The following is a 23,091-nucleotide window of genomic DNA, read 5'->3' as shown; positions in this document are numbered from 1 at the left end:
GCACGCTTGAAACGACGCGCTGGCGATCTTGAAGGCGCGGCGGCGGATTGCGAAGAGGCACTCTCACTACTCATTTCAGTCGAGGCCAGTGCGCCACTTGCCGCTGCCAACTCGCTGCTCGGGGAGATACGGCAAGCCAGTGGCGATACCGCAGGTGCCGAGGCAGCTCTCCGCGAGGCGGCTTCGCCAGAACGAGGCTGTAGGGCAACCCGCAACATCGCGCTTTCGCTGCTCCAGATCGCGCGAGGCTCCTCTTCACCAAGGGGGAACTAAGCGAGGCGGAGCGATTGGCTGAACGAGCGAACCAGGAGAACACGCAAGCTTCGAACCGAGAAGGCACCGTCGCCGCGCAGCATCTATTGGGCCGAATTGCGTGCGCCTCTGGCCGACACAGTCAGGCAGCCGGACTGCTCGTTGACTCCGTTTCGGAATACACGGAGATCGGCAACCCAACCGGTGAGGGGTGGGCGCGGGTGCACTTGGCCGAGGCCCTTCGAGGCCTGGGGCAAGACCTTGAGTCCTCCGAGGTGCTACAACGGGCAGCTGTAATCGCAGAGAGGACTGACAACACCGCACTGAGGTCGGCAATTACACAAGGCTTCGACTCACAGGTTGCCGCTAACTAGTCTGCCCTCCCCATCGACCTGGATGATGGTCAGAGCCGGATATAGCAGCGCCGTCAGCCGCCCGTCGGGAACAGAGCCACACCCCGTGTCGATCGCAGCTTCTCTTTCCGCGATGCTGGGCCTTCGATCGTGTTGGGGAACATGTCCATAGACGTGGTAGTCGGACACGAGTGCAGTCGATGGACGGTCACGTGGGCCGTGGGTAACCAAGAGACCGCTGGCGCTCCTGAAGTAGGGGACTAAGTTTCGAAAGAAGGCAAGATGGGTGGCGGGAACGGACGCTTGCAGATGCTTAGCAATGTCACCGCACGGGTACCCGACGTACGAGCTGACAGTGGGGGCTCCCCCCATCTTGAGAAGCCGAGACAGGTCGCCCGTCTCGAGCGCAGTCAAGAATGCACGGTCGTGGTTACCACTAACAAACACTGTGTCCCGATGTCGCAGCGCCAACTCCACCAGTCCCTGAACAACTGCCGCGCTGTGCTCACCACGATTGACGAAATCGCCCGTGAAGATGTACCGCTCGACGCGCCCATCCAATTCGCGAAGAATGCCAGCGAGAGCTGCACTGTTACCGTGAATGTCGCCGATTATGGCGACTTGAGTGTTCACAGCAAAACCTTCGGGAGGTCGGAATAATCCAGGGAGTCCGCGTCATCCTCGTCCGCTGCTCTAATGGCTAGCGCCGCAAGGCTCCGATCTACGTCCCAGTAGCGAACTGCAAGAGCATGAAGTGATCCATGGTCATGTGATGGGAGGGGACCAATCGCAACGACCAAGCGACTGACCAGCTCCTCGAGTAAAGCGTCTGAGCCTGGCCCGGTAATTTCCGGATCCGAGGCAAGAAGCGTGGCCAATCGCGGCTCGCCGTACTGAGCTGCCAATTCACGAACTGAGAAACACGGCTTTCCCTGAGCCATAGCAATCGCATATATCGCCGTTCGCAGAAGGTAACGCGCAAGGCGCACCAAACCTAAACAGTGAGATCGCATCTCTGCTTCAGGCTGATTCAAAATCATCGAATAGCGCCGGACCCGCTCGAGGAGTTTGTCTGGTTCAGCCGGGGAAAATGCGGCAACTAGTGACGTCAGTTCATCGTTGCGCTCGATCAGCACCCTACCGTCGCGCTGTATATGGGTGCCGAAGAGAGTGCCATTCGCACTCAGCAGTTGCTCGGGCGTGTACGAACTAACAGAGACCCTACCGGACTTGAACGTGGGCGAGTCCCAAGCAGTGGTAAACCTCAGAAGATCGAAGTCCGACGATGGAACGAAGTCCCCGCGAGCTCTGCTGCCGTAGAGCAGCAGTCCTATGGTGTCATCGACAATTCTGTCCATGACACCATCAATCTCGGTCTGCCGAAGCGCCAAGCGGCGCAGGGCTTCCGCCAACATGCGTCCGTCCAGTGACTCGGTCATGACGAAAGGTTACACAAGGCAGGAGGCGGTCGGTCTAGAGGTCCGAGGGTTTCGCGGTGCAGCCCGGCTCCGGCCGCAACGACACGCTCTTCGCAACCATCCGGTAACCGAAACGTGCCGCCGATGTCCTTGAACAGCTTCGCAGTCATCACCCTCGTCTCGTCTCTACTTCTGACGAAGCGGGCCGTCGCCCGACCCTGACTTACACCCGCAGCATCAGCCTGGGCGCGAGTAGTTCTGCTCGTTCCACCCACGGAAGTCACCCGGCAAACAACGCATCACAGACGGTCCACAAAGCAGCAGCGCAGGCGGTGCGCAAAGCCGGGCGATGTCGTCTATATGAATGACACTGCAAACCAGCAGAAGTGAGACCGGGCGGCCATGATTCGTAGCCTCGCACTCAGCGCTCGCGCATGCGACCATGCCGCTACCCGAGAAAATCAACCCCGCCGCGCCTACGACGACCGCAGATGCGCCCAGGGCAAGAACGTGGGCGCCGCACTCATTTGCCTCGCCCGATGCCGGTGCCGCGTCCTCGACGCCACACGCGAGAACGCGAAGCTCTACCAACCCATCTTAGCCGTCGCTGCTTGACAGAAGTTACAGGGACACTCCTGGCGTTAGATGGCCGTTCTACAGCGAAAACCAGTTGTGGTCCGCAGCCACCTTCTCCAGGGGTTCGTTTCCGGCATCCCGAGACACTCGTTGTTCGGCGGCGAGGACCCATTCCAGTGGGAAGTTCGCAGGGCTGTTGAGGATTCTTTCCTCGTACTTTGAACCCAGCTCGATGAACACTGGCGGCAGAACCGCGGCAGGGCCGTGTGCTCGAAGACCTGCCAACACTTCCTCGGAAGGGGACTTGAGCATTCTCACCGACAAGGCACGCAACGCCGGCCATCCGCTCGTCCCGAACTTGCTCAGCTCACTGAGCTGCTGATTTGTGAACTCCGGCAGGTCAACAGCAAAGTCAAGATGGGTCGCGTGATGCGCCACCAACAGGCCCACGACCGACGAGATGTCCACTGCTGCGGCCACCACCCCATCTCCAAGTTTCCGTGCCAGCCCGGAGGCCCCCAAGCGACTCGAGCCTGCGACCATCGCGCTGAGCATGGGTGACGGTAGAGTTTTGGCCGCAGCAGCGAGGTTGGCGATGTTGGCGAGAACAACCTCGCCTGACCCTCCCGCCAGGAGCGCCAACGCCCAGGTGGCCCTCGACAGTGGATCGTCGTACTCCGCGAACTGCTCGGACCACCACTCCGACTTCGCGCGGTTGAACCGAATGTCCTGGAGTAGACGGCCGTAGTCGGCCGCGTTCCCAAGCGCGTTGGAGTTCCTTGTGATGTCTACTCCGGTCCTGAACTTCGCGGTTGGTAGGACTGCCCCGATAACCGCAATTTCCGCCGCGAGCCAGCATGGACCGTAGATCGTGCTCAACGCTCGAGCGGTGTTGCCCCACGGCGAGGTCGTTCCCGCCTGCCCCCTATTGAAACGAAGCGCCCGCTGCAATTGCGCGAACCGCGCATCGCGTGCTCTGAGGCGCCTCATGGCTGCCTGCCGAGCACTATCGGAGATTCCGGTGTCGCAATGCCCTACGACTGCGCGGTAGAACGGTTGTTCGTCGTCATCCTCGTCCCTCTTACACAGTTCAAGCGCCTTACGCAGGTGGTGGCGAGGGGCGCAGAGCTTGATGAGATCGCTAGCGACGCTCCAACCTCCTCCCTCAGAGTCGGAGCATTGTCCGGTGAGAACGGCTTGAATCATCCGCTCCTCAAGCGGGGATTCAGGATCCGGCATGATGCCAGCTTCGACGGCAGCCTCTACAGCGCTGTCCTCACGAAGATCAAGTTCCGAAACCTTCTCGGGTTTGACGTGCATCCCGGCCTGAACGGGGGCGCCGAGTTGTAGCCAGGCGATTTGCCGTCGTCCGCTGGCGGCCATTAGCTCGGTTTGCCACCAGTCATTGAATGCTTCCCGGTCCTGAAACCGCTTCACGATCGCGGTGCGCTCGGGTGTGAGCGCCGACTCGGGGTCCGCCGCCAAGTGTTTCTGCAGCTGTTCAGCCAGTTCCCGGCCACCGCGATCGTAGGCAAGCATCGGTGTTTCCGGACTGGATGCCATGGTGTGGGCCAGCAGTCGGATACTCAAATCGTCGGTGACCAACTCCACGACGTTCCGCTGTGTCCGCGGGCGGGCACTAAAAACGCCGTCCGCCAGCAAAGTCCAGGCTGCGAGTCTCACCTGGAGCGGCCTCACTCCCTCCTCGAATTCCTCCTCGAGGGCTTCCACAAGCCCTGCGAGCTCATTGGGCTTGGCGAAGCCTGCATAGAAGCGACTGGTGTTCAGCCAGTACGGACGGCGAACCAGTGCGCGGAGAACGGTCGATTTGTCGAAGCCGCGGACATCGGCACCAGCGAAATCGTTGAGGAACCGCGCGGCGAAATACTCGCGTAGCGGTTGCACGTCAAACTCGAATGTTCCTTGGATTTTGCTGGTCAGCGCCCAGACACGATCGGTGACGGCCGTGAAGAGTGCGTCGACCAGCTTCGTTTCTTTCTCTACGGCGTCGAGGTAAACGAGGATCGCCCTCCGCAGGGCCTTGGTCGCCAGTTGCCCGTTCCCGCCGGCCGATTCCGCGAGGGACTGAAGATGCCACCCCAGGTAGGCAGTCACCTCCTCGAGATCGTCTCGGTACTCGTCGACCGATGGTGTCTTCGCTGTCTCCCGGTCGAGAAAGGTTTCCATGTAAGACGTGTATAGATCGGTCCGGGCGGCGGGCACCGAGTTGCCGCGTTTGCGCATGAGGTACAGCAGGATTGTCAGCTGCATGGGGTTATCAGCGAGCTGGAGGATGTGCGGCTCCGATGACCGCTGCCGGAATGTGCGTTCTAGGTCGCGGCGGTCTCGGCCGTGAATGGCGTGCGTATCAGCCCACTTGCGCAGGTACTCGGTTCGCAGCGAGGCACTCAGCCGGGACAGGGCGATCGTTTCGAAGGTGTCCGGCGACGGTTCGGCCATTCCTGAGGCATTGGGACGCGTGGTCACCACAACTTGTGGGGCGCTCAAGCTGTTCGTACCCAGCCGGGCTGTGAATTCGTCGATCTCTTTGACCACACGCGTGCGCGTTTGGACCCGTGCAACCTCGTCGAGACCGTCGAGCACTACGAGCATCGGAAATCGGTGCAAGACGTCGCGTACCGTTTCGACCGTGGCCGGCAAGCCCCCGCCGCGGGCCAGTAGAAACTCCGCCAAGAACAGTTCGAGAGAGCCCGGCTTGCGCTCTCGACGTTTTTTCTTGCGGGTGTTGTTGTTGTCGTCTTCGTCGGCGAACGGGTCCTCACCACCAAGCCACGTGGCGTAGTCACGGAGGTCCAGGCGCAGCGGCAGCCGGGGAACGTCAGGCTCTTTCAGGCGTGAGTCTCCCAACCTGTACCCGTCGTCAGCCAGGAAGGCCGAACGATGCACCTGGCAGAGATACTGACCAAGTGTCGACTTGCCCTGTCCCGGCTCGCCTCGCACCAAGGTAAGCGGCTTGTCTGTCGCCAGCAGGTACGCGGCGGCACCCCCGAGGTTCTGCCGGTGCTTGAGGTGCGAGAGCTGCATCGCTCGACGGGGCAGTGCCACCTGTACTGCTTCGACGTCGATGAACAAGTCGATGAGGTGGTGTGCCTCCAGTTCGGCCTGCTTGAACTTCACCTTGACGTCTTCTTGCCATTGAGTGGCGAGAACTGCTCGTAGGAGGGTTCGGAGGTCCTGGTCCTTTGCCGCAAGATTGTCGGCCTCGATAAGATAGCGCACCGCGTCGACGCCAGCCAGCATCTCTTGGTATGCCCATTTGAGTTCCGCGGGTGCCGCGTCAACTCTGGCGTCGATGTTGGATTGCCACCAACAGTGCACAGGTATCCCGAATTCCGCGGAGTACTCCTCCAGGCGTTCGTCGAGTTTGTCCATTGTGCCGCGCCCGGGGACCGCGGTCCCTGCTACCGAGGTCATGAGGTAGTACTCTTCAGCACCTTCTGCGACAAGGCGCCGGATGTCGTCCGCTTCCCCTTTGATAGCCGCGGTCAGCCATGACACGGGATTCTGCTGTGGCTTGCTCGTCCACTTGACCTGGTAGATAACGGATCGACCACCAGTGCGACGGACCGCGTCTCGCCCGCCGTCACTGTGCCCTACGGGATAACAGATTGTATCCGGGAAACTATGCGCGAGAAGGGCATTGCACAACTGCTGGAACTGCTTCTCACTGAGCCGGTTGTACAGATATCTACCTGACTGCCCGACATCACGTGCCATCCGGCGCTCGCTCCATTCCCCTGGCGGCACGCTACGAGCCGACCACATCAATTGTGCTGATCCTAGTCGGCTCGCCCGACAGCGTTCACTGCCCTCCAGCGCAGGAATGACTCAGAAGTCGAGTAGCCATTCGACCAAGCGTAGTCGGCGACGACCACGAGATCGCGAAAACCCCGTGGCCAACGACACATCGCGGCTCAGACCACCACCGAAGGTGCAGTCAGCGGCTGCAGAATGATCCGCGGTATCCGGGTCATCCACGACGTCGTCGATCGCATGACCTCGGCCAAAGTTCCAAGCCTGCAGCCAGGAGGAAGGTCCGGGCGATTCCGTACCACGGCGCGCAGGAAGGGTTCGTCGGAGCGGTTTCGCTTTAGATCGAATCAGGACCCAACAGTAGCCCGCCCGCCGCCGAACCCCAGCTCGCGTTTTCCGCTGCGAGGAACCGATGAGCAGGGAGGGAACTTCGTATCGCGCATGAAGGTCCTCCCCCTCACTGGCCGGTCGTGAAGGAGGCAACACGGCTGGATCAGCCGAACAGCTCCCTCAAGATCGGCCCGATGACGGGGATGCCGTCAGCGCTCCCCGTGCCTGTCGGTGCTGGCATCACGTCCACAGTCAGCGATGCGGTCGGCGGTCGATAGTCCGGCCATCCCACACCACTGGCGCAGCCATACGCATACAGGGTGTGCGTTCCGATGCTGGTGGGCCTCCACTGCACGGTCGCCAACAAGTCCTCATTTGGCGCAACTGGAATACCCCCGAGCAAGTCGCTCTGCTCAGCAACGGCGGGATCGACATCCACCGCAACGCCCACGGTGCTGCGCTCCTGGCAATGCACCGTGACCGTGTAGGTTTCGTTGACATAGAGGTCTTCACTGGAGATGGTGATCGTCGTCGGTGCAGGTTCGGCCGACGCGGGACTTGCGGTCACACCCATCACCCCGGCAATCGCCGCCGCCAGCATGATTCCCCAACCGGTCCGACGGCGCTGCGTCGCTGTCCTCATATGCCTCCTGCCTCAGACACGCCCTTCTTGTGAACGCACGGCGTGGTACAGCGATGCCGCGTCTACGTGCCGGCGTCACTCGCACCCTCCTGCGTATCAAAGCAGACCGCGCCGACCTGGTTCACGCGGCGCTCCCGATTCGCAATGTAGGTGTAGATCACGTGAATGACACCCCGCTGCATTCGTGTGATATGTCGTGCCGTCGCATATTTCGATGATTCAGGAAGCCGTGTGATCGGCTGGCGTCGCCGACTATGCACCGTGCTGCAGGTACCGCGTGTGCCGGGATTTCGTGACCCGCACATACACCCACCCGACGCCTGACCTGGCAGTCAGACGAAGCTCGACCCTCGGGATGTCGGCTCCCCCATTGGGTCGGGTCCGGCAGGCTCGGATACCTCGAGGAAAGTACTGCTGTGAAAGCTCACGGGAAACCCTTCGGCATCCCATATTGCAGGAGAACCGACCCACGGTATCTGTGAGGTCCGGTTCGTCTGGTATCTATCTTCCGGGGGATTCCGAGCAAACGATCAGCTCCTCACGTCCGCCATCCCGCATCACTTGGATTCGAAGGACATATCGATGGCGGTCACACCACCCCCGGCGGCCAGCAACCCCCGGGCGCGCATCAGCAGCCAACCCAGCTGACTGGCACACCGCCCCTTCCGGTGGGCGGCCACGGCTTCGGAGGCGGGACGGGCAGCTGGACCGAGGCCACCACAGCGGCAGGCCCGGTCGGCCACCCCCGAACCTCTCATCACCACACCGATGTTCGCGTCCACCGTGGATGACGCGTAGGTCCCAGCACTGCTACACAGCCACACCGTCGCCACATGGCCGCGATCGAGCCACGGTCCGGACGTCGTCCATTCACATCAGGAGAGTTCACGTGCACAGCAAATCGACAACGACGCCCGCCCGGGCCGCGCGAGCGGTCCTCGTCGGTGCCGCCACCCTCGCCGCCCTCGGCGCAGCGGCATCCCCGGCGGTGGCCGGACCGGCAAACCCATACACGACCGAGGGCGTCACCCAGGTCGTCGAGGTCATCGATGGAGACACCATCATCACCCGACACCCCACCAGCGGCGAGACGCTCACCGTATCCGTCCTCGGCATCGACGCCCCCGAAGGCCAGGACTGCTGGGCAGCACAATCGACCCAGTTCGCGAAGGATCACCTCCTCGGCCGGGCAATCCAACTCAACCCCGAACCGGCGCAACCCGACACCGACAGCACGGGTCAGGCCAACCGCTACGTCGCGCTCGACAACGACATGGACGGCGACTACGCGATCAAGGCCGCCCGCGAAGACGCCGCGCGCGCCTACACCGTCGACTACCTGCGCACCGCAGACCGGTTGATCGAAGCCGAAACCGCCGCCCGCGCCGCCGACCGCGGACTGTGGACCTGCGACGGCGGAACCCCGGCACCGAGTCCCGCGCCGGCACCGCAATCTCGCCCCGCACCCACACCGCCCACCCCCGCACCGAATCCGGCACCCTCGGGGAACGTCGTCAAACCCGGCGCCTTCTGCAGCGGCGGCACCGGCGTCACCAGTGTTGAGCGTCTCTGCGTATGACGACCACGGGGCGACCAACCGTCATCCGTGATGCAGATGGGTTCCGGGCAGAGGGCCGATCGTCTGCATCGTCACCGTGCCGACGAACGAGAACAGCCCGTGAGAGCACTGCCGGATCGGGCGGACACGACCGCGCGGCGACGGCTGCGACGTCGTCGGCATCGGGCGTGACGGCGTGCCGTGAGAAGCGCTGCTACCAACACGAACCGGCCCCTGGTGCGATGGGATGTAGTCGTCGACACTGGTCCCACCATGAGCGGAGTCATCGGCTGTGATCGTCCTACGCCGGCCCGAGGAGGCCGACGCCCTCCTCGACGCCGGCACCATGCGATGCCCGCAGTGCCGGGGCGCGGTGGCCAGATGGGGACACGGGCGTGCCCGCACCGTCCGCTCGGTGGGCGAGACGACCCTGACCGTGCGCCCACAACGGGTGCGCTGCCGCGACTGCGGCGCCACGCACATCCTGCTGCCCACCGCCCTGCAGGTACGCCGGGCCGACACCACCGAGGTGATCGGGAATGCGTTGGCCCACAAGGCGAAAGGCCTGGGGTTCCGGAGGATCGCCGAGCAGATGGGACGCCCGGAATCGACCGTGCGGCGCTGGCTACGCCGCACCACCGGTGAGCATGTGCAGTGGCTCCATCGCCGGGGTACCGAGCGGCTGGTCCTCGTCGCCCGCGAGGCGTTCGGCACCATCCGGTACGTCGGGAATCCGCTCGGGGACGCACTGTGCGTCCTATCGGCGGCCGCGGTCGAGGATCGTCGCCGCTTCGGGTTCCCCGATCCGCCGTGGGACCTGATCGGGATCTACACACAGGGACGTCTGCTGTCCCCACCCCGCAGCGGCTGACAGAACCGTCCCGTCCGGTCTTGCCGTGCCCGGGTGCGTCCGTCATCGTGCCGATCGTCGGCGTTCACAATGACGCACAGCAGTCACCGTGCCGACGAGCCCGTCAGCCTGCCGACGAACGGGGACACCTGCGTCTGCAAATTCCGTGACGCCATGGTCTGCATTCTCAGCGACGGCCAACACACCAGCACCGGAACAGCCATGGTCTGCGCACCCGGCTCCGACGGACGCAACCGGTGGAAGGCCGCGAGCTAGAACCAGCCGCCGGGTGGTGACAGTCGAGCAGTCACGCGGTGCCGCGTGACCTGCTCGCTCGCCCCGAACACCGGAAGTGGGGGGTCGCCTATCACGAGGTGCGCCCCACTTCGCGTTCGTTTACGAACACGCCGATCCGCCCTTCGATACCCGCTCCGGGGACCCCTGTGTCCGCTTCGACACTGCGACCGCGAAGGTGCAGGCACCGGGCGCCGGCCGAGCACGACACAACGCTGACGACGGACTCGGCCCCACCCACGCGCGGCCCGGCTTAGCTTGATTTTTAACCTGGGCAGGCGGCCCCGACGGGTTTTCTAGCTTTGGTTTCGGCGCGTTTGCCCACGTGGTGATGCGGTGCGCGGTGGGTGTTTTTCGATCCGGGTGGGCGTCCGGGTCCGGGTCGACTGGGTTTCGGTGCACTGGCCGGAACAGGCATCGTCGCACGGGTGCGCGAAAACCCTCGACGAACCCGTGCCGGCGTCAATCGTGTTGGTGGGACAGGCCGTTCCCACGGGCGGCGTAGGTCCTCGGCCAGAGGACGGGCGAGCCGGAGTTGGGCGTAGGCCACCAGCACGATCCAGGTCCAGCGGTCGGCCGCCTCGGGACGGCGGAGCCGAGGTGCGGTCCACCCCAACGTCTGCTTGAAGAAACGGAAGGTGTGCTCGAGATCGAAGCGCCGCAGAAACAGCTGCCACAACCGGTCGAGATCGTCAGCACTGACGCCCGGGTCCGAGCACCACAGCCACACCGGGGTGGGATGCCGGTCCCCAGGAAGGTGGTCGACGGTCAACCGGATCACCGTGCCTTCCACGATCGGTGGCGGCCCCGGGTGCTGAGCCCACGAGCCACGATGAACGAGTCGAGGGTGCAACCGATTCCACGCCGAAGCGGAGGCTGTGCCGTATCGGTCCGTCTCGGTGCTCGAGATGGTCTCGGGTGTAGGCCACGTAATCGGGTCGGCGAATCGAAACTCGGGGCCGTGCCGGGGTGGGCGCCCAGTACGGCCCGGTGGCGGCGCCGGGAAGCACAGCACCCGGTCCGAACGCATCCGACCCAACACCTGCACCGGGAGATCGGCGAGCACGAACGCCAACCGCGCCAACTCGTATCCGGCGTCGAACACCAGCAGAATGTCCGGGTCGCCGTCGCAGTGGTGCCCGGCCTCGCGCAACCGCGTGATCACTTCACGCACCTGGGTCGCCGTCACAGCGGTTTCGTCATCGTCGGGGCGCAAGCGGACCGCGTCGAGCACCGACGTCCACGAGGTACGCCCGGTCTCGAGTGCGGCGACGAACGAGTACGGCCACCCCGGGATCAGCTGCGCCTGATTCTTCCCGCGGCCGTAGACGTGGCAGAACCCGCGCTGCGGACTCGTCGGTGCATCCGGGCGCAACCAGGCACTGACATCGACGGCCAGAACGATCCGGCCGCCACGATCACACGGGATCGTCAGCCCGCCGAGTGCGCGACGCAGCCGAGTGAAATCTACTCTGCCGCAGTTGATTGCGTCGTACAAGGCGCCGTGACCGCGCCGATGCTCTGCGGCCAGTGACAACTCGACCAGGGTGCGAACCGCGGTGCCGGAACACAGCAGCGCATCGGTCAACTCGAACAATGCATCACCTCGGGACGGAAGACACCGGTAGAACTCTTCGCGGAACGACACCAGGTCGACACGCGGATCGGGGACCGATTCTTCCCCGACCGCCCACCGATCGGGCACACTGATACTCACGGCCACCGCCTGTTTTCGTCTCGAAAGTTCTCTGGAAGGAACCTCAAGATGATCAGGCGGTGGTCGCCTCATGCCGCGGCGACACGCCGAACAACACCAGCACCAACTGCCCCACGCGATGGCCGAGGTTAAACGACAAGCTTAGGGCGTGCAGAGAATCAAGTCGTAACATTCAGTGTTTTCGGACTATATTGTGGTATGGGCGATTTCGTTGTGACTGTGGAGGATCTGGCGGCGAAGTTCGCGGTGGTGTTGCCGCATTTGGATGAGCGGCAGCGTCGGCTGGTGTTGGGCGCGGAGGCTCGGATGTTGGGGCGCGGCGGGGGTCGGGCCGTGGCACGGGCGGCGGGAAGCGACGGTGTCGGCGGGGGTGACGGAGTTGGAGTCCGGGCAGGCTCCGCTGGGGCGGGTGCGCCGGGCTGGTGGTGGCCGCAAACGAGCGGCCGAGGTCGACCCCGGCCTGGTTCCGGCGTTGTTGGCGTTGGTGAAACCGGACCAGCGGGGCGATCCGATGTCGCCGCTGCGGTGGACCGCGAAGTCGACGTACAACCTCGCGGACACGTTGACCGGTCAAGGACACAAAGTCGGCGCGGATGTCGTCGGGGACCTGCTGCGGCAGGAGGGTTTCAGCTTGCAATCCAACGCCAAAACCCTGGAGGGCAAGCAGAGCCCCGACCGCGACGCCCAGTTCAATTACATCAACGAGCAGGTCAAAGACCATCAGGGTGGTGGGCAGCCGGTGGTCAGCGTCGATACGAAGAAGAAGGAATTGGTCGGACCGTACAAGAACAACGGTGCCGAATATCAGCCGAAGGGTGAACCGGAGGGCGTCGACACCCACGACTTCCCCGGCGAGCTGGGCAAGGTCGCGCCCTACGGGATCTACGACTTGTCCGAAAACGCGGGTTGGGTCAACGTCGGCACCGACCACGACACCGCCGCCTTCGCCGTGGAATCGCTGCGCCGCTGGTGGCGCGGTGTCGGTGCCGTGAACTACCCCGACGCCACGAGACTGTTGGTCACCGCGGACTCCGGCGGCTCCAACAGTTCCCGCACCAGGGCGTGGAAAACCGAACTCTCCGCACTCGCCGCCGAAACCGGCCTGGCCATCACGGTCTGCCACTTTCCGCCCGGCACCTCCAAATGGAACGCCATCGAGCACCGCCTGTTCTCCCACATCTCCATGAACTGGCGTGGCAGACCCCTGACCAGCCATGACGTCATCATCAACACGATCGCGGCGACCACCACCCGCACCGGACTACGCGTACACGCGCAGCTCGACACCGGGACCTATCCGATCGGCATCAAAATCAGCGACCAGCAACTGGCCGCCATCCCGATCGCTCGCCACGAATGGCACGGCGACTGGAACTACACACTGCATCCCACTCCCATCGACTCCCTCCCCGCCGAGCCCACCACCCACAGCGAACCCGCCACACCACCCCAGCGACCCGACCTGCAGTGGCTACACGCCGCCGAACTGACCGGACTGACACCGACCCGATGGACCCAACTCATCGACGAACTCACCCCTGTCCATCGGGCACAACACCCCAACCCCACCCGAACCAACGGACGCAAACCCGCGCTCACCCTCGCCGACCGCACCGCCCTCACCCTGCAACAACAGCGATTCTCCACACCCGCCACCGTCCTCGCCGAGCTGACCGGACTCAGCGCTACAACCATCCGCAACGCCGTCAACCAGACCCGCCCCCTACTCGACCTGGTCGACCACACAACCGAACCCACAGGCATCAAACTCGACACCGCAACCGACATAAGAGAATTCGCGGCCAGAGCAAGCCGACACGCCGCAATCTAGCCAGTATTGCGTGTTATTTATCTGCACGCCCTTAGCTCACGGCGACCTCAGAGTTCGTGGCGATCAGGTCGAGTGTGATGTCGACGATGAGGTCTTCCTGTCCGCCGACGAGGCCGCGGCGGCCGACCTCGAGGAGGATGGTGCGCACGTCGATGCCGTACCGCTGGGATGCGGCTTCGGCGTGTCGGAGGAAGGACGAGTACACGCCGGCGTAGCCGAGGGTGAGGGTTTCCCGGTCGACGCGGACGGGCCGGTCCTGCAGCGGCCGGACGAGGTCGTCGGCGGCGTCCTGGAGGGCGAACAGGTCGCTGTTGTGCTTCCAGCCCTGCAGGTCCGCGACGGCGATGAACGGTTCGATCGGGCAGTTGCCGGCGCCGGCGCCGTGCCCGGCCAAGGAGGCGTCGACGCGGGTGACGCCCTCTTCGACGGCGACGACGGAATTGGCGACCGACAGCGACAGGTTCTCGTGGGCGTGGATGCCGATCTCGGTGGCCTCGTCGAGCACGTCCCGGTAGGCGCGGACCCGGTCGCGGACGCCGTCCATGGTCAACCGGCCACCGGAGTCGGTGACGTAGACGCAGTGCGCGCCGTAGGACTCCATGAGCTTGGCCTGGGCGGCGAGCTCGGGTGCGGTGGTCATGTGGCTCATCATCAGGAAACCGGAGACGTCCATGCCGAGTTCCCGGGCTTTGCCGATGTGCTGGGCGGCGACGTCGGCTTCGGTGCAGTGGGTGGCCACCCGCACCGACCGCACGCCCAGTTGGTAGGCGTGTTCGAGTTCGGCGATGGTGCCGATGCCGGGCAGCAGCAGGGTGGTCAGCCGGGCGTGGGTGAGGTTGGCGGCGGCGGCTTCGATCCATTCCCAGTCGGTGTTGCTGCCGGGGCCGTAGTTCAGCGATCCGCCGGCGAGTCCGTCGCCGTGGGCGACTTCGATGCCGTCGACACCGGCGGCGTCGAGCGCGGCCACGATCGTGCCGACGTCGTCGGGGGTGATGCGGTGGCGGACGGCGTGCATGCCGTCGCGGAGGGTGACGTCTTGGATGAACAGCCTGGTGGTCATCGGGTGGCTCCCTGTGTTGCCGTCGGGGCGGCGATCGTGTCGGCGACGGACTCGGCGTAGCGCACTGCGGCCGAGGTCATGATGTCGAGGTTTCCGGCGTAGGCGGGCAGGTAGTGGGCGGCGCCTTCGACTTCGAGGAACACCGTCACCTGGTGGGTGGGGGCTGCCGTGTCCCCGGAGGCGAGCAGGGTGTGGACGGGTTGGCCGTCCGGGACCGGGGTGATCTGGACCTGTTGCTTGAGTCGGTAGCCGGGCACGTAGGTCGCGACGTGGTCGACCATGGTCTGGATCGAGTCGCGCACCTTGTCGTGGGTGGCCGGGTCGGGGGCGGAGATCAGGCACAGGACGGTATCGCGCATGATCAGCGGCGGCTCGGCCGGGTTGAGGATGATGATGGCCTTGCCGCGGCGGGCGCCGCCGACGGTTTCGATGGCGTGGGAGGTGGTTTCGGTGAACTCGTCGATGTTCGCGCGGGTGCCCGGTCCGGCGGACTTCGAGGCGATGGAGGCGACGATTTCGGCGTAGGCGACCGGTGTCACGCGGGAGACGGCGGCGACGATCGGGATGGTGGCCTGACCGCCGCAGGTGACCATGTTGACGTTGGCGGCGTCCCGGTGTTCGTCGAGGTTGACCGCCGGCACCACGAAGGGGCCGAGGGCGGCCGGGGTGAGGTCGATCAGCCGTTTGCCGAGCGGTTCGAGCAGGGCGGCGTTGGCGGCGTGTGCCTTGGCGGAGGTGGCGTCGAAGATCACGTCGATGTCGTCGAAGTTCGGCAGCTGAAGGAGGCCTTGGACGCCGTCCGAGGTGGTGGGGACGCCGAGTCGGCGGGCGCGGGCGAGCCCGTCGGAGTCGGGGTCGATGCCCACCATCGCGCCCATCCGCAGGACGTCGGAGTGGCGGATCACCTTGATCATCAGGTCGGTGCCGATGTTGCCGGATCCGATCACCGCGACGGTGACCTTACGGGTGTTCTCGCTCATGATGCTCACTCCTGGGTGAAGGTTGCGGTGACCGATCCGAGACCGGTGATGTCGGCGCGGACGGTGCCGGCGGTGTCGATGACGGCCATCGGTCCGAGGGCCCCGGACAAGATCACCTGGCCGGCCAGCAATGGTTGGCCGAACTCGCGTGCGGTGCGCGCAAGCCAGGCCAGCGCCCGTAGCGGGTCACCGAGGCAGGCGGCGCCGGTTCCGGTCGACACCGCGGTGTCGCCGACGGACATCTGCATCTGCGCGGCGACCGGGTCGAAGGAGTCGAGGGTGCGCCGGTCGGCACCGAGGACGAACAGCCCGCTCGACCCGTTGTCGGCGACGGTGTCTCCGAAGGTGATGTCCCACCCGGCGATTCGGCTGTCGACGATCTCGAGGGCGGCCACCGCGTAGTCGACGGCGGCGCGGATCTGGGCGTCGTCGAGCGGCCCGTCCACCAGATCGCGGTCGAGGACGAACGCGATCTCCGCCTCCACCTTCGGCTGCAGCAGACGCGACAGCGGAATCGGGCCGGCCTCCTGGCAGCGCATGTCGTCGAACAGCACCCCGAAGTCCGGTTGGTCGACGCCGAGCTGCTGCTGGACCGCCGGGGAGGTCAGGCCGATCTTGCGGCCGACGACGCTCGCTCCGGCGGCGATTCGGTCGGCGACGATCCGTTCCTGGACGGCGTACGCGGCAGCGGCGTCGTCGGAGCCGATCAGGTCGCGGACCGGGGTGCACGGCGTGAAAGTCGCGGCGGCGGTGCTCAACCGCTCGGCGGCGGCGACGACCGCCTCGGCGGAGGCTCGCGCCGTGGGGGGCAGGCTGGTGCCCGGAGGTGTGCTCATCTGACGTCCCGATGTGATCGTGGGGAATGGACTGTGGTTCCACTGTCGCCGCGGGGTGATCGTCCGCCAAGCATTGCGTTCCACTGAGCCGAACACTGCCGGTATCGTGGACGGCGTCGCCGGTGGCAGCGGAGGTGAATCGGCAGTGTCCGATCAGGAGTTCGACCGCACGACGGTGCTGGGAAAGGTCATGATGGTGCTGCATGGGTTCACCATCGACGACTCGACCCTGTCGCTGGCCGAACTGGTCCGGCGGACATCCATCCCGAAGGGCACGCTGCACCGGGTGCTCTCCGACATGGTGGCGGTGCGGATGCTGGACCGCACCGGCACCGGCTACCGGCTCGGGGGCTCCCTGTTCGAGCTGGGCATGCGGGCGTCGGTCGAGCGCAGCCTGCTCGAGGTGGCGATCCCGTTCATGGAGGACCTGTATGTGCGCACCCACGAGACGGTGCACCTGGGGGTCCTCGACGGGACGGACGTCGTGTACCTGTCGAAGATCGGCGGCCATCGACAAGCAAGCGCACCATCGCGGATCGGGGGCCGGATGCCGGTGCACTGCACCGCAATCGGCAAGGTACTGCTCGCCCACGCCGACAATGCCCTCCGAGAACAGGTGCTCTCCGCTCCACTGGCCCACTACACCCCGCGGACCATCATCCTGCCCGGACCGCTGCGCACCCAGCTCGACCGCATCGCCGCCGAGGGTATGGCCTACGAATACGAGGAATCCGCAACCGGAATCGTGTGCGTAGCCGCCCCCGTCCGCGAAGGTGAGGACGTCGTCGCCGCGATCAGCGTGACGGGTCCCTCTCATCGCTTCCGGCCCGACAACCACACGAGCTCCGTGCGAACCGCGGCGGAAGGGATCGGAATTACCCTGACCCACCGGTCCCGGCTACGTGCCGGTGCGTGAGAGCCAGGATCGAGAAAACATCCAGCGTTCGTTGCTATTGCACCACCTCAAACCTTCGGCGGCGAAGCAACACTGGACTTGTGTTCTTGCCAACCTGGGCGTCGAGGTCCTTGGCCATGACGGACACCTGCGACTTCGACAGACTGGTGATGCCGAGGGAATCGACGAGTTTCTCCATCCGGCGGGTCGAGACGCCGAGCAGGTAGCAGGTGGCCACCACCGAGGTCAGGGCACGTTCGGCGCGCTTGCGGCGCTGCAGTAACCAGTCTGGGAAATACGAACCCTGACGCAGCTTGGGGATCGCGATGTCCAGAGTGCCGGTGTCGAAGTCGCGGTGTCGGTAGCCGTTTCGGCTGTTGGTGCGGTCCTGAAGAGCGTTCGCCGTAGCCGGCGCCGCACAGGGTGTCGGCCTCGGCGCCCATCAGCGCGTCGATGAACGTGGACAGCAAACTCCGCAGCAGGTCAGGGCTGGCGTCGGTGAGGCGATCGGTCAAGAACTGGTGCAGGTCGATATCGTGGGTAGTGGTCATCGCGTGGTCCTTCATCGAGTGACTTTGGTCGGTCTCTCGAAGAGTCACGCGATGACCGCCTACTTTCCGGCTACGACACGCCGGTGACGTCCTGATCCGGCTCGTACACATAGATGATGGATACGGCCGCGGGGTGACGTGACCCGGTCGTACACCGACGCCCCGATGTGGGGACTGTCTTCCGATGGATCTGTCCGTCACCTCGTGGCTGCGCGCACCGACCGGGCAGGCATGACTTGATAGGAGCTTGACTTCGGCAGTCTCGTCTATGTGCTGTCTGCCCGCCCGGTTGGTGCGTGTCCACACCGATCGAGGGAAGGGCATCATCTGTGGGCACCGACTACGAGAGCAAGATCAGCGTGTACGGGGGAATCGACACCCACAAGGACACCCATCACGTCGCGGTCATCGACGAACACGGACGGCCACTCGGTGACCGCGAGTTCGGGGCCACCGGCGCCGGCTACCGGAAGGGCATCGATTATCTTCGCGGATTCGGCGTCGTCGTCGCGGTCGCGGTGGAGGGCACCGGCAGCTACGGCGCCGAACTGGCGCGCATACTGCGCCGTGCCGGGATGACCGTTCTCGAGGTCGCCCGGCCCGACCGCCGTGCACGCCGTCTGCACAGTAAGTCCGACCCGCTCGACGCGCTCCAGGCGGCCGTCACTGCACTGTCCGGGCGCGGGCTGGCGACCCCGAAAGACCGCGACGGGCTGGTCGAATCGATGCGGATCCTGCTCACCGAACGGTCCTCGGCTCGCAAGGCGCGAGGCGCGGCGATGAACCAGATCCATGCTCTGCTGGTGACCGCACCGGAGCAGATCCGCGCTACCTACCGAAATCTCGGCAACGTGAAACTCGTTGCCGCACTCGCTCGATCACGGCCGACTCCCGGTCACGGCCCGGAGCAAACCCTCCGCGGCACTTTGAAGCGACTGGCCGTGCGCCATCAGCAGCACACGTCCGACATCGATGGCATCGACACCCGGCTCGGTGAGCTGGCCGCCCAGGTCAACCCGGCCCTATTGCAGCTGCCCGGCGTCGGCCCTCTCGTCGCCAGCCAGCTTCTGGTCGCCTGCGGTGACAACCCCGAACGACTGAGCAGCGAGCAGCAGTTCGCCGCACTGTGCGGAACTGCACCCATCCCCGCCTCGTCGGGTAAGCATCAGCGGCACCGGCTCTCCCGGGGCGGTGACCGCACCGCCAACTCCGCGATCCACCGGATCGTGCTCGTGCGGATGTCCGCCGGTGACACACGCACCGTCGACTACATTGCGCGACGCACAGCGGAAGGCAAGTCCGACCGCGAGATCATCCGCTGCCTCAAACGCTTCGTCGCGCGCGAGGTCTTCAAGATCATCGAAGAATCCGCTGCCAGTGAATAGCGCCACAGGCCGACTTCGCCAACGTCGCCGAACACTGGCCATCCCGATCACCACGGTGGCAACCGCACTCGCGGTTCCCTACCAGCGCGTACGACGTCTGGAGATCGGGCAACGCCTCGACCCCGATCTCGCCGCCACCTACTCGCGGTGGCTCACCGACCGCGAGCAGCAGTCCAGCTCCCTAACCCTGGCCGACACTGCTTGACAGCAATAGGAGCATCCATCGTCATGGACGCAACTGAGGTTCCCCCGCTTCTCCGGAGACCTTTCTACATGGCTCCGGTGAGCTCAGGTTGGATGATATCTGCCTCCGGTAGTTCCGGCCGGACATGGTAGGCGCGTTCGTACTCGTCCGGTGAGAGTCCCGCGAGACCGGCCTGGATCCTGCGCGGGTTGTACCAGGTGTCGATATACCGGAACAACGCCGACTCCGCCTCCGCTCTGGTAGCGAATGCGATTGCGGGCCAATAGATCAACTCGATCTTCAGCGTCGACCACAGATTCTCCGCGAGCGCATTATCGAAGCTGTCCCCGACACTGCCGGTGGACGGGGCGATGCCGGCGTCCACGAGCCGCTGCGTGAACCGCACCGCCGTATATTGGGCAGCCCTTGTCGCTGTGGAAAATTAACTCCCCGCCACGGACGTCGCGGGAGAACAGGGCGTAATCGAGCGCGGAGAGCACCAGGTCGGTGTCCGCCCGCGGACCGGTACGCCAGCCGACCACCTTATTCGAGAACGCGTCGCGCACACTCGCCAACCACAACACCCCCTCACCGGTCGGGATCCGCGTCAGATCGGCCACCCACTTGCGGTTCGGCGCGGTCGCGGTGAAGTCCCGGTCCAGCAGATCCGGGGCGGCGGTGTGCCGCGGATTCTGCTTCGTCGAGCCACCCTTCCACCCCTTGCGCAGGTAGGCGCCTCGGCGTCCGTTCTCGCGCATGATCCGCTCGACCCGTTTGCGGCCGACCCGCACCCCGCGGCGGCGCAGCTCCAGCCACACCCGCGGCGACCCGTAGGTGCCGGCGAACTCGTGTGAGGCGCGGACCTCGTCGATCAACGCCAGCAGCTCGGCGTCCTCACGCCGCCGCCGAGCGGGCAGGGCCGCCCGTGCCCGCCACTCGTAGTACGTCGACGAGGCGATCTGCAGGACCCGTAGTACGAGACCGACCGGGAAGTCATGGGCATCGATGAACCTCATGACCGCCTCCGGGTCGGGTCAATCTCGGACGCGAAAAACGCACTCGCCGCGCGCAATACGTCGTTGACACGGCGCAGCTCCGCGTTCTCCCGGGCCAGCCGCCGGTTCTCCTCGAGCATCGCCGTCGACGGACGTTCGTCACGCTCGCCGTGATCGGCCTGAGCCTGGCGGATCCAGTTCCGCAGCGCCTCCGGGTGCACGTTCAGCTGCTCGGCCAGCCGCCGGATCACCGGCCTGGGCTCGGACTCCCGATACAACCGCACCGCACGATCCCGCAGCTCCGGCGGATACTTCCTCGTTCCCACAGTGACGTCCTTCCTCCATCTACCCAGGATCAAACCTGGTTCGGAAGTCTCCGGTAAAGCGGGGGAAGCTCAGGCATCTCGACCAAGCAGAAGATCGGAACACTCGCAGGGCGGTACGGCGAGGGCCTGAGCGCCGCACTCGTGCGTGTCGCGCTCCGCCGGCCGCTCGACACCCCGGCGGCCTATCCCAAGATCTCGAGGCCATCGCGCCGCTGCGCGACCTCGCACCGGACGTGTTTCGTAGACGTCAGCGGCCCAGTGTCGGCCGAACTTCCCGCGCCCGCCTCACTCGCCCGGCGGCAGTTCCCGCGGCCCCTTCCGTGCGGTCAAGGCGTCACAGCGGGCCGCCCCGCCGAGGGTGTGCGAGAGGTTGTCCGATGCCGCATCCAGCGAGTCCGGCAGCCATGCGGACCCCGACCCGGTCTGCGAGGGCTCGGCCATCCGGGTCGCGCTCACCCGAGTGGGTGGCGACTGTTCGGCACCCGCCTCGGTCGGCTCGCCGACCGGCGTCGACGTGCTCTGCTGCTCGTCCACGGTCACCGTGCGGCGCCGGGTGTAGCTGACGTTCACCTCCTCAACTTCCTCGACGAGGGTCCGCCGTGGATGGCCGACCGCCCGGGCGAGGATCGGTGGCACGAACGGGCGGATCATTCCAGTGACCGCCTTGGTGATGTCCGGTATCGGATTGCCCAGCGGCAGAGCGGCGGGCAGCACGCCGATTGGCCCGCTTCGGCGCTGCTCGACTGGCGCCGAGTCGACCGGCAAGGCAGGTTCTCGGTTTCGGTGTCGTCGGTCTGCGATTGGGCCGTGGGCTCGTCGGCGGCGGAGGGCACAGCGAGCGCCGCCGCGGTCAGCTCCGCCAGTGGCGTGGGTTCGGTGAAATCTCCCGGCGAACGCAATGCGTGCGATAGTGCCGTCAGGTCTCCGCCGTGCGCCGCCACGACCCGTCGCCGTTGCTGTTCCCGCGCGATCGCGGTCTCGGCTCGGCGGCGAGACGGGTCGCGGCCAATTGCTGCTCTGCCCGAAGGGTCTCGGTGGCGGTCCTCACCTGCGCCCGTGTGACGGCGATCGCGATGTCGGCCTCGCGTTCGGCCCGCTCCCGCTCGGCGCGGGCGACGTCGCGGCGATCCTGCTCGGTTTCACCGCGCCACAGCTTCAGCACCAGCGGCAGCAGGCTCAGCACCGCAAAGAAGGCAATGGTGGCCAGCCGGAGGATCAACGCGCCGGTGTGGCCGACCGTGTAGTCGTGCATCGCCGTCCACCGCGCGCCGAGGCCGCGGTCGACGTCCGACGGCGCCGCGGTCTGTGCGGCGGTGAGACCGTCGGCGGCCTGCACAATTTCGGCGTCGAGGCCAGGTGCGTCGCGGTCGCGGGTCGCGAGGGCGGTCGCGAGTACCTGCTGGGCGTCGGCGAGTAGTTCGTTGGCCGTACGGGTCTCGGGTCCGGCGCCGGGCACACCGGTGATCTTCTCCGGCGGGCAGGCCGGGGACGGTTGAATTCGCAGCGGGCGACGACGAGCGCTTCGTCGCGCCGCGCGCGGGCGTCTCGCACCGACTCGTCGAGACCGGCCCGCTGGGCCCGCAGTTGGTCCAGGGTCTGCGCCGACCGCACGACCGCCGGGACCGCGGCGACCTGCGCGGCGGCCCGGTCATCGAGCACCCGGTTCGATCGATCCGGCGGCGATGCCGAGGAAGGCCAGCTCACCGAGCACCGCCCCGACGAACAACGCAACCGCCGCGCGGCCCACCAACCCGTACCACCGAACCTGACGCCCGCCGGCAAGGGTGCGGGCCAAAGCGCCCACCAGCTGACCGCAGATCAGGGTGAACGGCAGCAGTGCGAGGACCGGCCACGACGTCGTGGCGGCGGCCATGGTCGCGACCAGCCCGGCGAGCAGTCCGTTGACCAGCACGACCAGCCCGGTGACCTGGTACGTGGTGCGCTCGGTGGGTTCGGTGATCTCGTTCGGGTGGCCGCCGCCCAGCCAAAGGAGAGACGTGCCGATCCGGGAACCGGCGGTACGGGGCTCGCTGTGTGTTCGGTGAGTGCTCATGGGACTCCGAATGTCTTTGCGGCGGTCCGTCCAGCCTCGCAGACGCCTCCCGGACGTATCGACCGCCGCGGGCTTCCTGTGCGGAGCGTTTACCCAGGGTTCACACTGCCGTGGTGTCAGGCGAGCCTGGCCCCCGCTCGGACCGTCGCGCAGTATCGCAGCACTCGTGCGACATCCAGATCGGGTAGTCCGCTCACAACCATGACATCGATCATCTCAACGCCGACGAA

At 65.5% G+C, this 23,091-nt stretch carries 18 protein-coding genes and 3 pseudogenes; 7 read left to right on the top strand and 14 right to left on the bottom strand.

The window, feature by feature from the left end:
• Window positions 1-605 precede the first annotated feature (605 nt).
• From JWS13_RS02250 to JWS13_RS02235, 4 genes are all read right to left on the bottom strand, one after another.
• Window positions 606-1,238: a metallophosphoesterase gene (locus JWS13_RS02250; RefSeq protein ID WP_206004206.1), complete on the bottom strand. Its 633-nt coding sequence runs from the start codon at window positions 1,236-1,238 to the stop codon at window positions 606-608.
• Window positions 1,235-2,044: a nucleotidyltransferase domain-containing protein gene (locus tag JWS13_RS02245; RefSeq protein WP_206004204.1), complete on the bottom strand. Its 810-nt coding sequence runs from the start codon at window positions 2,042-2,044 to the stop codon at window positions 1,235-1,237. The genes JWS13_RS02250 and JWS13_RS02245 overlap by 4 nt, the downstream gene beginning before the upstream one ends.
• A gap of 633 nt (window positions 2,045-2,677) precedes the next feature.
• A complete protein-coding gene (locus JWS13_RS02240; protein WP_206004202.1) occupies window positions 2,678-6,337 on the bottom strand; it encodes an NACHT domain-containing protein in 3,660 nt (1,219 codons plus the stop codon).
• A 529-nt stretch (window positions 6,338-6,866) separates the two neighbouring features.
• Window positions 6,867-7,346, bottom strand: a complete 480-nt coding sequence (locus JWS13_RS02235) for a hypothetical protein (protein WP_206004200.1) — start codon at window positions 7,344-7,346, stop codon at window positions 6,867-6,869.
• Window positions 7,347-8,235: 889 nt separating this feature from the next.
• On the opposite strand from JWS13_RS02235, the gene JWS13_RS02230 reads away from it, so the two are divergent.
• The 3 genes from JWS13_RS02230 to JWS13_RS02220 all read left to right on the top strand — a co-directional run bounded on the left by JWS13_RS02230 (window position 8,236) and on the right by JWS13_RS02220 (window position 10,030).
• On the top strand, window positions 8,236-8,925 hold the full coding sequence (locus JWS13_RS02230; protein WP_275957293.1) for a thermonuclease family protein: 690 nt from the start codon (window positions 8,236-8,238) through the stop codon (window positions 8,923-8,925).
• Window positions 8,926-9,196: 271 nt separating this feature from the next.
• Entirely contained in the window at window positions 9,197-9,775 is a 579-nt protein-coding gene (locus JWS13_RS02225; protein WP_206004196.1) for a DUF6431 domain-containing protein, read from the top strand.
• Between the two features lie 69 nt (window positions 9,776-9,844).
• The gene (locus JWS13_RS02220) at window positions 9,845-10,030 is read left to right on the top strand and encodes a hypothetical protein (protein ID WP_206004194.1); all 186 of its coding nucleotides are present in this window, start codon (window positions 9,845-9,847) and stop codon (window positions 10,028-10,030) included.
• A 283-nt stretch (window positions 10,031-10,313) separates the two neighbouring features.
• Here JWS13_RS02220 and JWS13_RS02215 read toward each other — a convergent pair whose 3' ends face one another.
• Entirely contained in the window at window positions 10,314-11,759 is a 1,446-nt protein-coding gene (locus JWS13_RS02215; RefSeq protein ID WP_420854983.1) for an NF041680 family putative transposase, read from the bottom strand.
• A gap of 204 nt (window positions 11,760-11,963) precedes the next feature.
• Between JWS13_RS02215 and JWS13_RS02210 the strand changes: the two are divergent.
• Window positions 11,964-13,596, top strand: a pseudogene (locus JWS13_RS02210) (ISAzo13 family transposase).
• 31 nt (window positions 13,597-13,627) lie between these two features.
• On the opposite strand, the gene dmpG reads toward JWS13_RS02210, so the two are convergent.
• The 3 genes from dmpG to JWS13_RS02195 are packed head-to-tail and all read right to left on the bottom strand — an operon-like array spanning window position 13,628 to window position 16,472.
• Complete coding sequence (gene dmpG / locus JWS13_RS02205) at window positions 13,628-14,656, bottom strand: 4-hydroxy-2-oxovalerate aldolase (protein ID WP_206004190.1); 1,029 nt, start codon at window positions 14,654-14,656, stop codon at window positions 13,628-13,630.
• Entirely contained in the window at window positions 14,653-15,636 is a 984-nt protein-coding gene (locus JWS13_RS02200; RefSeq protein WP_206004189.1) for an acetaldehyde dehydrogenase (acetylating), read from the bottom strand. The genes dmpG and JWS13_RS02200 overlap by 4 nt, the downstream gene beginning before the upstream one ends.
• A 5-nt stretch (window positions 15,637-15,641) precedes the next feature.
• Window positions 15,642-16,472: a 2-keto-4-pentenoate hydratase gene (locus tag JWS13_RS02195; RefSeq protein ID WP_206004187.1), complete on the bottom strand. Its 831-nt coding sequence runs from the start codon at window positions 16,470-16,472 to the stop codon at window positions 15,642-15,644.
• A gap of 145 nt (window positions 16,473-16,617) precedes the next feature.
• Here JWS13_RS02195 and JWS13_RS02190 point away from each other — a divergent pair, with 145 nt between their 5' ends.
• Entirely contained in the window at window positions 16,618-17,388 is a 771-nt protein-coding gene (locus JWS13_RS02190; protein WP_206004185.1) for an IclR family transcriptional regulator, read from the top strand.
• A gap of 91 nt (window positions 17,389-17,479) precedes the next feature.
• Here the strand turns inward: JWS13_RS02190 and JWS13_RS02185 are convergent.
• Window positions 17,480-17,918, bottom strand: a pseudogene (locus JWS13_RS02185) (transposase); the annotation flags it as partial.
• 329 nt (window positions 17,919-18,247) lie between these two features.
• Between JWS13_RS02185 and JWS13_RS02180 the strand changes: the two are divergent.
• The gene (locus tag JWS13_RS02180) at window positions 18,248-19,303 is read left to right on the top strand and encodes an IS110 family RNA-guided transposase (protein WP_206004184.1); all 1,056 of its coding nucleotides are present in this window, start codon (window positions 18,248-18,250) and stop codon (window positions 19,301-19,303) included.
• 55 nt (window positions 19,304-19,358) lie between these two features.
• Complete coding sequence (locus tag JWS13_RS02175; RefSeq protein WP_241032014.1) at window positions 19,359-19,508, top strand: hypothetical protein; 150 nt, start codon at window positions 19,359-19,361, stop codon at window positions 19,506-19,508.
• A gap of 64 nt (window positions 19,509-19,572) precedes the next feature.
• Here the strand turns inward: JWS13_RS02175 and JWS13_RS02170 are convergent, their stop codons facing one another.
• The 5 genes and pseudogenes from JWS13_RS02170 to JWS13_RS45305 all read right to left on the bottom strand — a co-directional run bounded on the left by JWS13_RS02170 (window position 19,573) and on the right by JWS13_RS45305 (window position 22,861).
• Window positions 19,573-19,872 carry an IS3 family transposase gene (locus JWS13_RS02170; RefSeq protein ID WP_206004180.1) on the bottom strand — a complete coding sequence of 100 codons (300 nt, stop codon included), beginning with the start codon at window positions 19,870-19,872 and terminating at the stop codon, window positions 19,573-19,575.
• On the bottom strand, window positions 19,820-20,503 hold the full coding sequence (locus JWS13_RS02165) for an IS3 family transposase (protein WP_206004178.1): 684 nt from the start codon (window positions 20,501-20,503) through the stop codon (window positions 19,820-19,822). The genes JWS13_RS02170 and JWS13_RS02165 overlap by 53 nt, the downstream gene beginning before the upstream one ends.
• Window positions 20,500-20,808, bottom strand: a complete 309-nt coding sequence (locus tag JWS13_RS02160; protein ID WP_206004176.1) for a transposase — start codon at window positions 20,806-20,808, stop codon at window positions 20,500-20,502. Before JWS13_RS02160 ends, JWS13_RS02165 begins: the two co-directional genes overlap by 4 nt.
• A 285-nt stretch (window positions 20,809-21,093) precedes the next feature.
• Window positions 21,094-21,573: a hypothetical protein gene (locus tag JWS13_RS02155; RefSeq protein WP_206004174.1), complete on the bottom strand. Its 480-nt coding sequence runs from the start codon at window positions 21,571-21,573 to the stop codon at window positions 21,094-21,096.
• Between the two features lie 151 nt (window positions 21,574-21,724).
• Window positions 21,725-22,861 (bottom strand): annotated as a pseudogene (locus tag JWS13_RS45305) (DUF4407 domain-containing protein).
• Between the last annotated feature and the right edge of the window lie 230 nt (window positions 22,862-23,091).

It is taken from the genome of Rhodococcus pseudokoreensis, from assembly GCF_017068395.1.
Lineage (GTDB): Bacteria > Actinomycetota > Actinomycetes > Mycobacteriales > Mycobacteriaceae > Rhodococcus_F > Rhodococcus_F pseudokoreensis.
This window is presented reverse-complemented; position numbering and strand designations above follow the sequence as displayed.

Excerpts from the sequence above, each read along its gene's own strand:
- JWS13_RS02245 (WP_206004204.1), bottom strand. The coding sequence starts at position 2,044 with ATGACCGAGTCACTGGACGGACGCATGTTGGCGGAAGCCCTGCGCCGC.
- JWS13_RS02240 (WP_206004202.1), bottom strand. The coding sequence starts at position 6,337 with ATGGCACGTGATGTCGGGCAGTCAGGTAGATATCTGTACAACCGGCTC.
- JWS13_RS02235 (WP_206004200.1), bottom strand. The coding sequence starts at position 7,346 with ATGAGGACAGCGACGCAGCGCCGTCGGACCGGTTGGGGAATCATGCTG.
- JWS13_RS02220 (WP_206004194.1), top strand. The coding sequence starts at position 9,845 with ATGACGCACAGCAGTCACCGTGCCGACGAGCCCGTCAGCCTGCCGACG.
- dmpG (WP_206004190.1), bottom strand. The coding sequence starts at position 14,656 with ATGACCACCAGGCTGTTCATCCAAGACGTCACCCTCCGCGACGGCATG.
- JWS13_RS02200 (WP_206004189.1), bottom strand. The coding sequence starts at position 15,636 with ATGAGCGAGAACACCCGTAAGGTCACCGTCGCGGTGATCGGATCCGGC.
- JWS13_RS02195 (WP_206004187.1), bottom strand. The coding sequence starts at position 16,472 with ATGAGCACACCTCCGGGCACCAGCCTGCCCCCCACGGCGCGAGCCTCC.
- JWS13_RS02165 (WP_206004178.1), bottom strand. The coding sequence starts at position 20,503 with ATGAGGTTCATCGATGCCCATGACTTCCCGGTCGGTCTCGTACTACGG.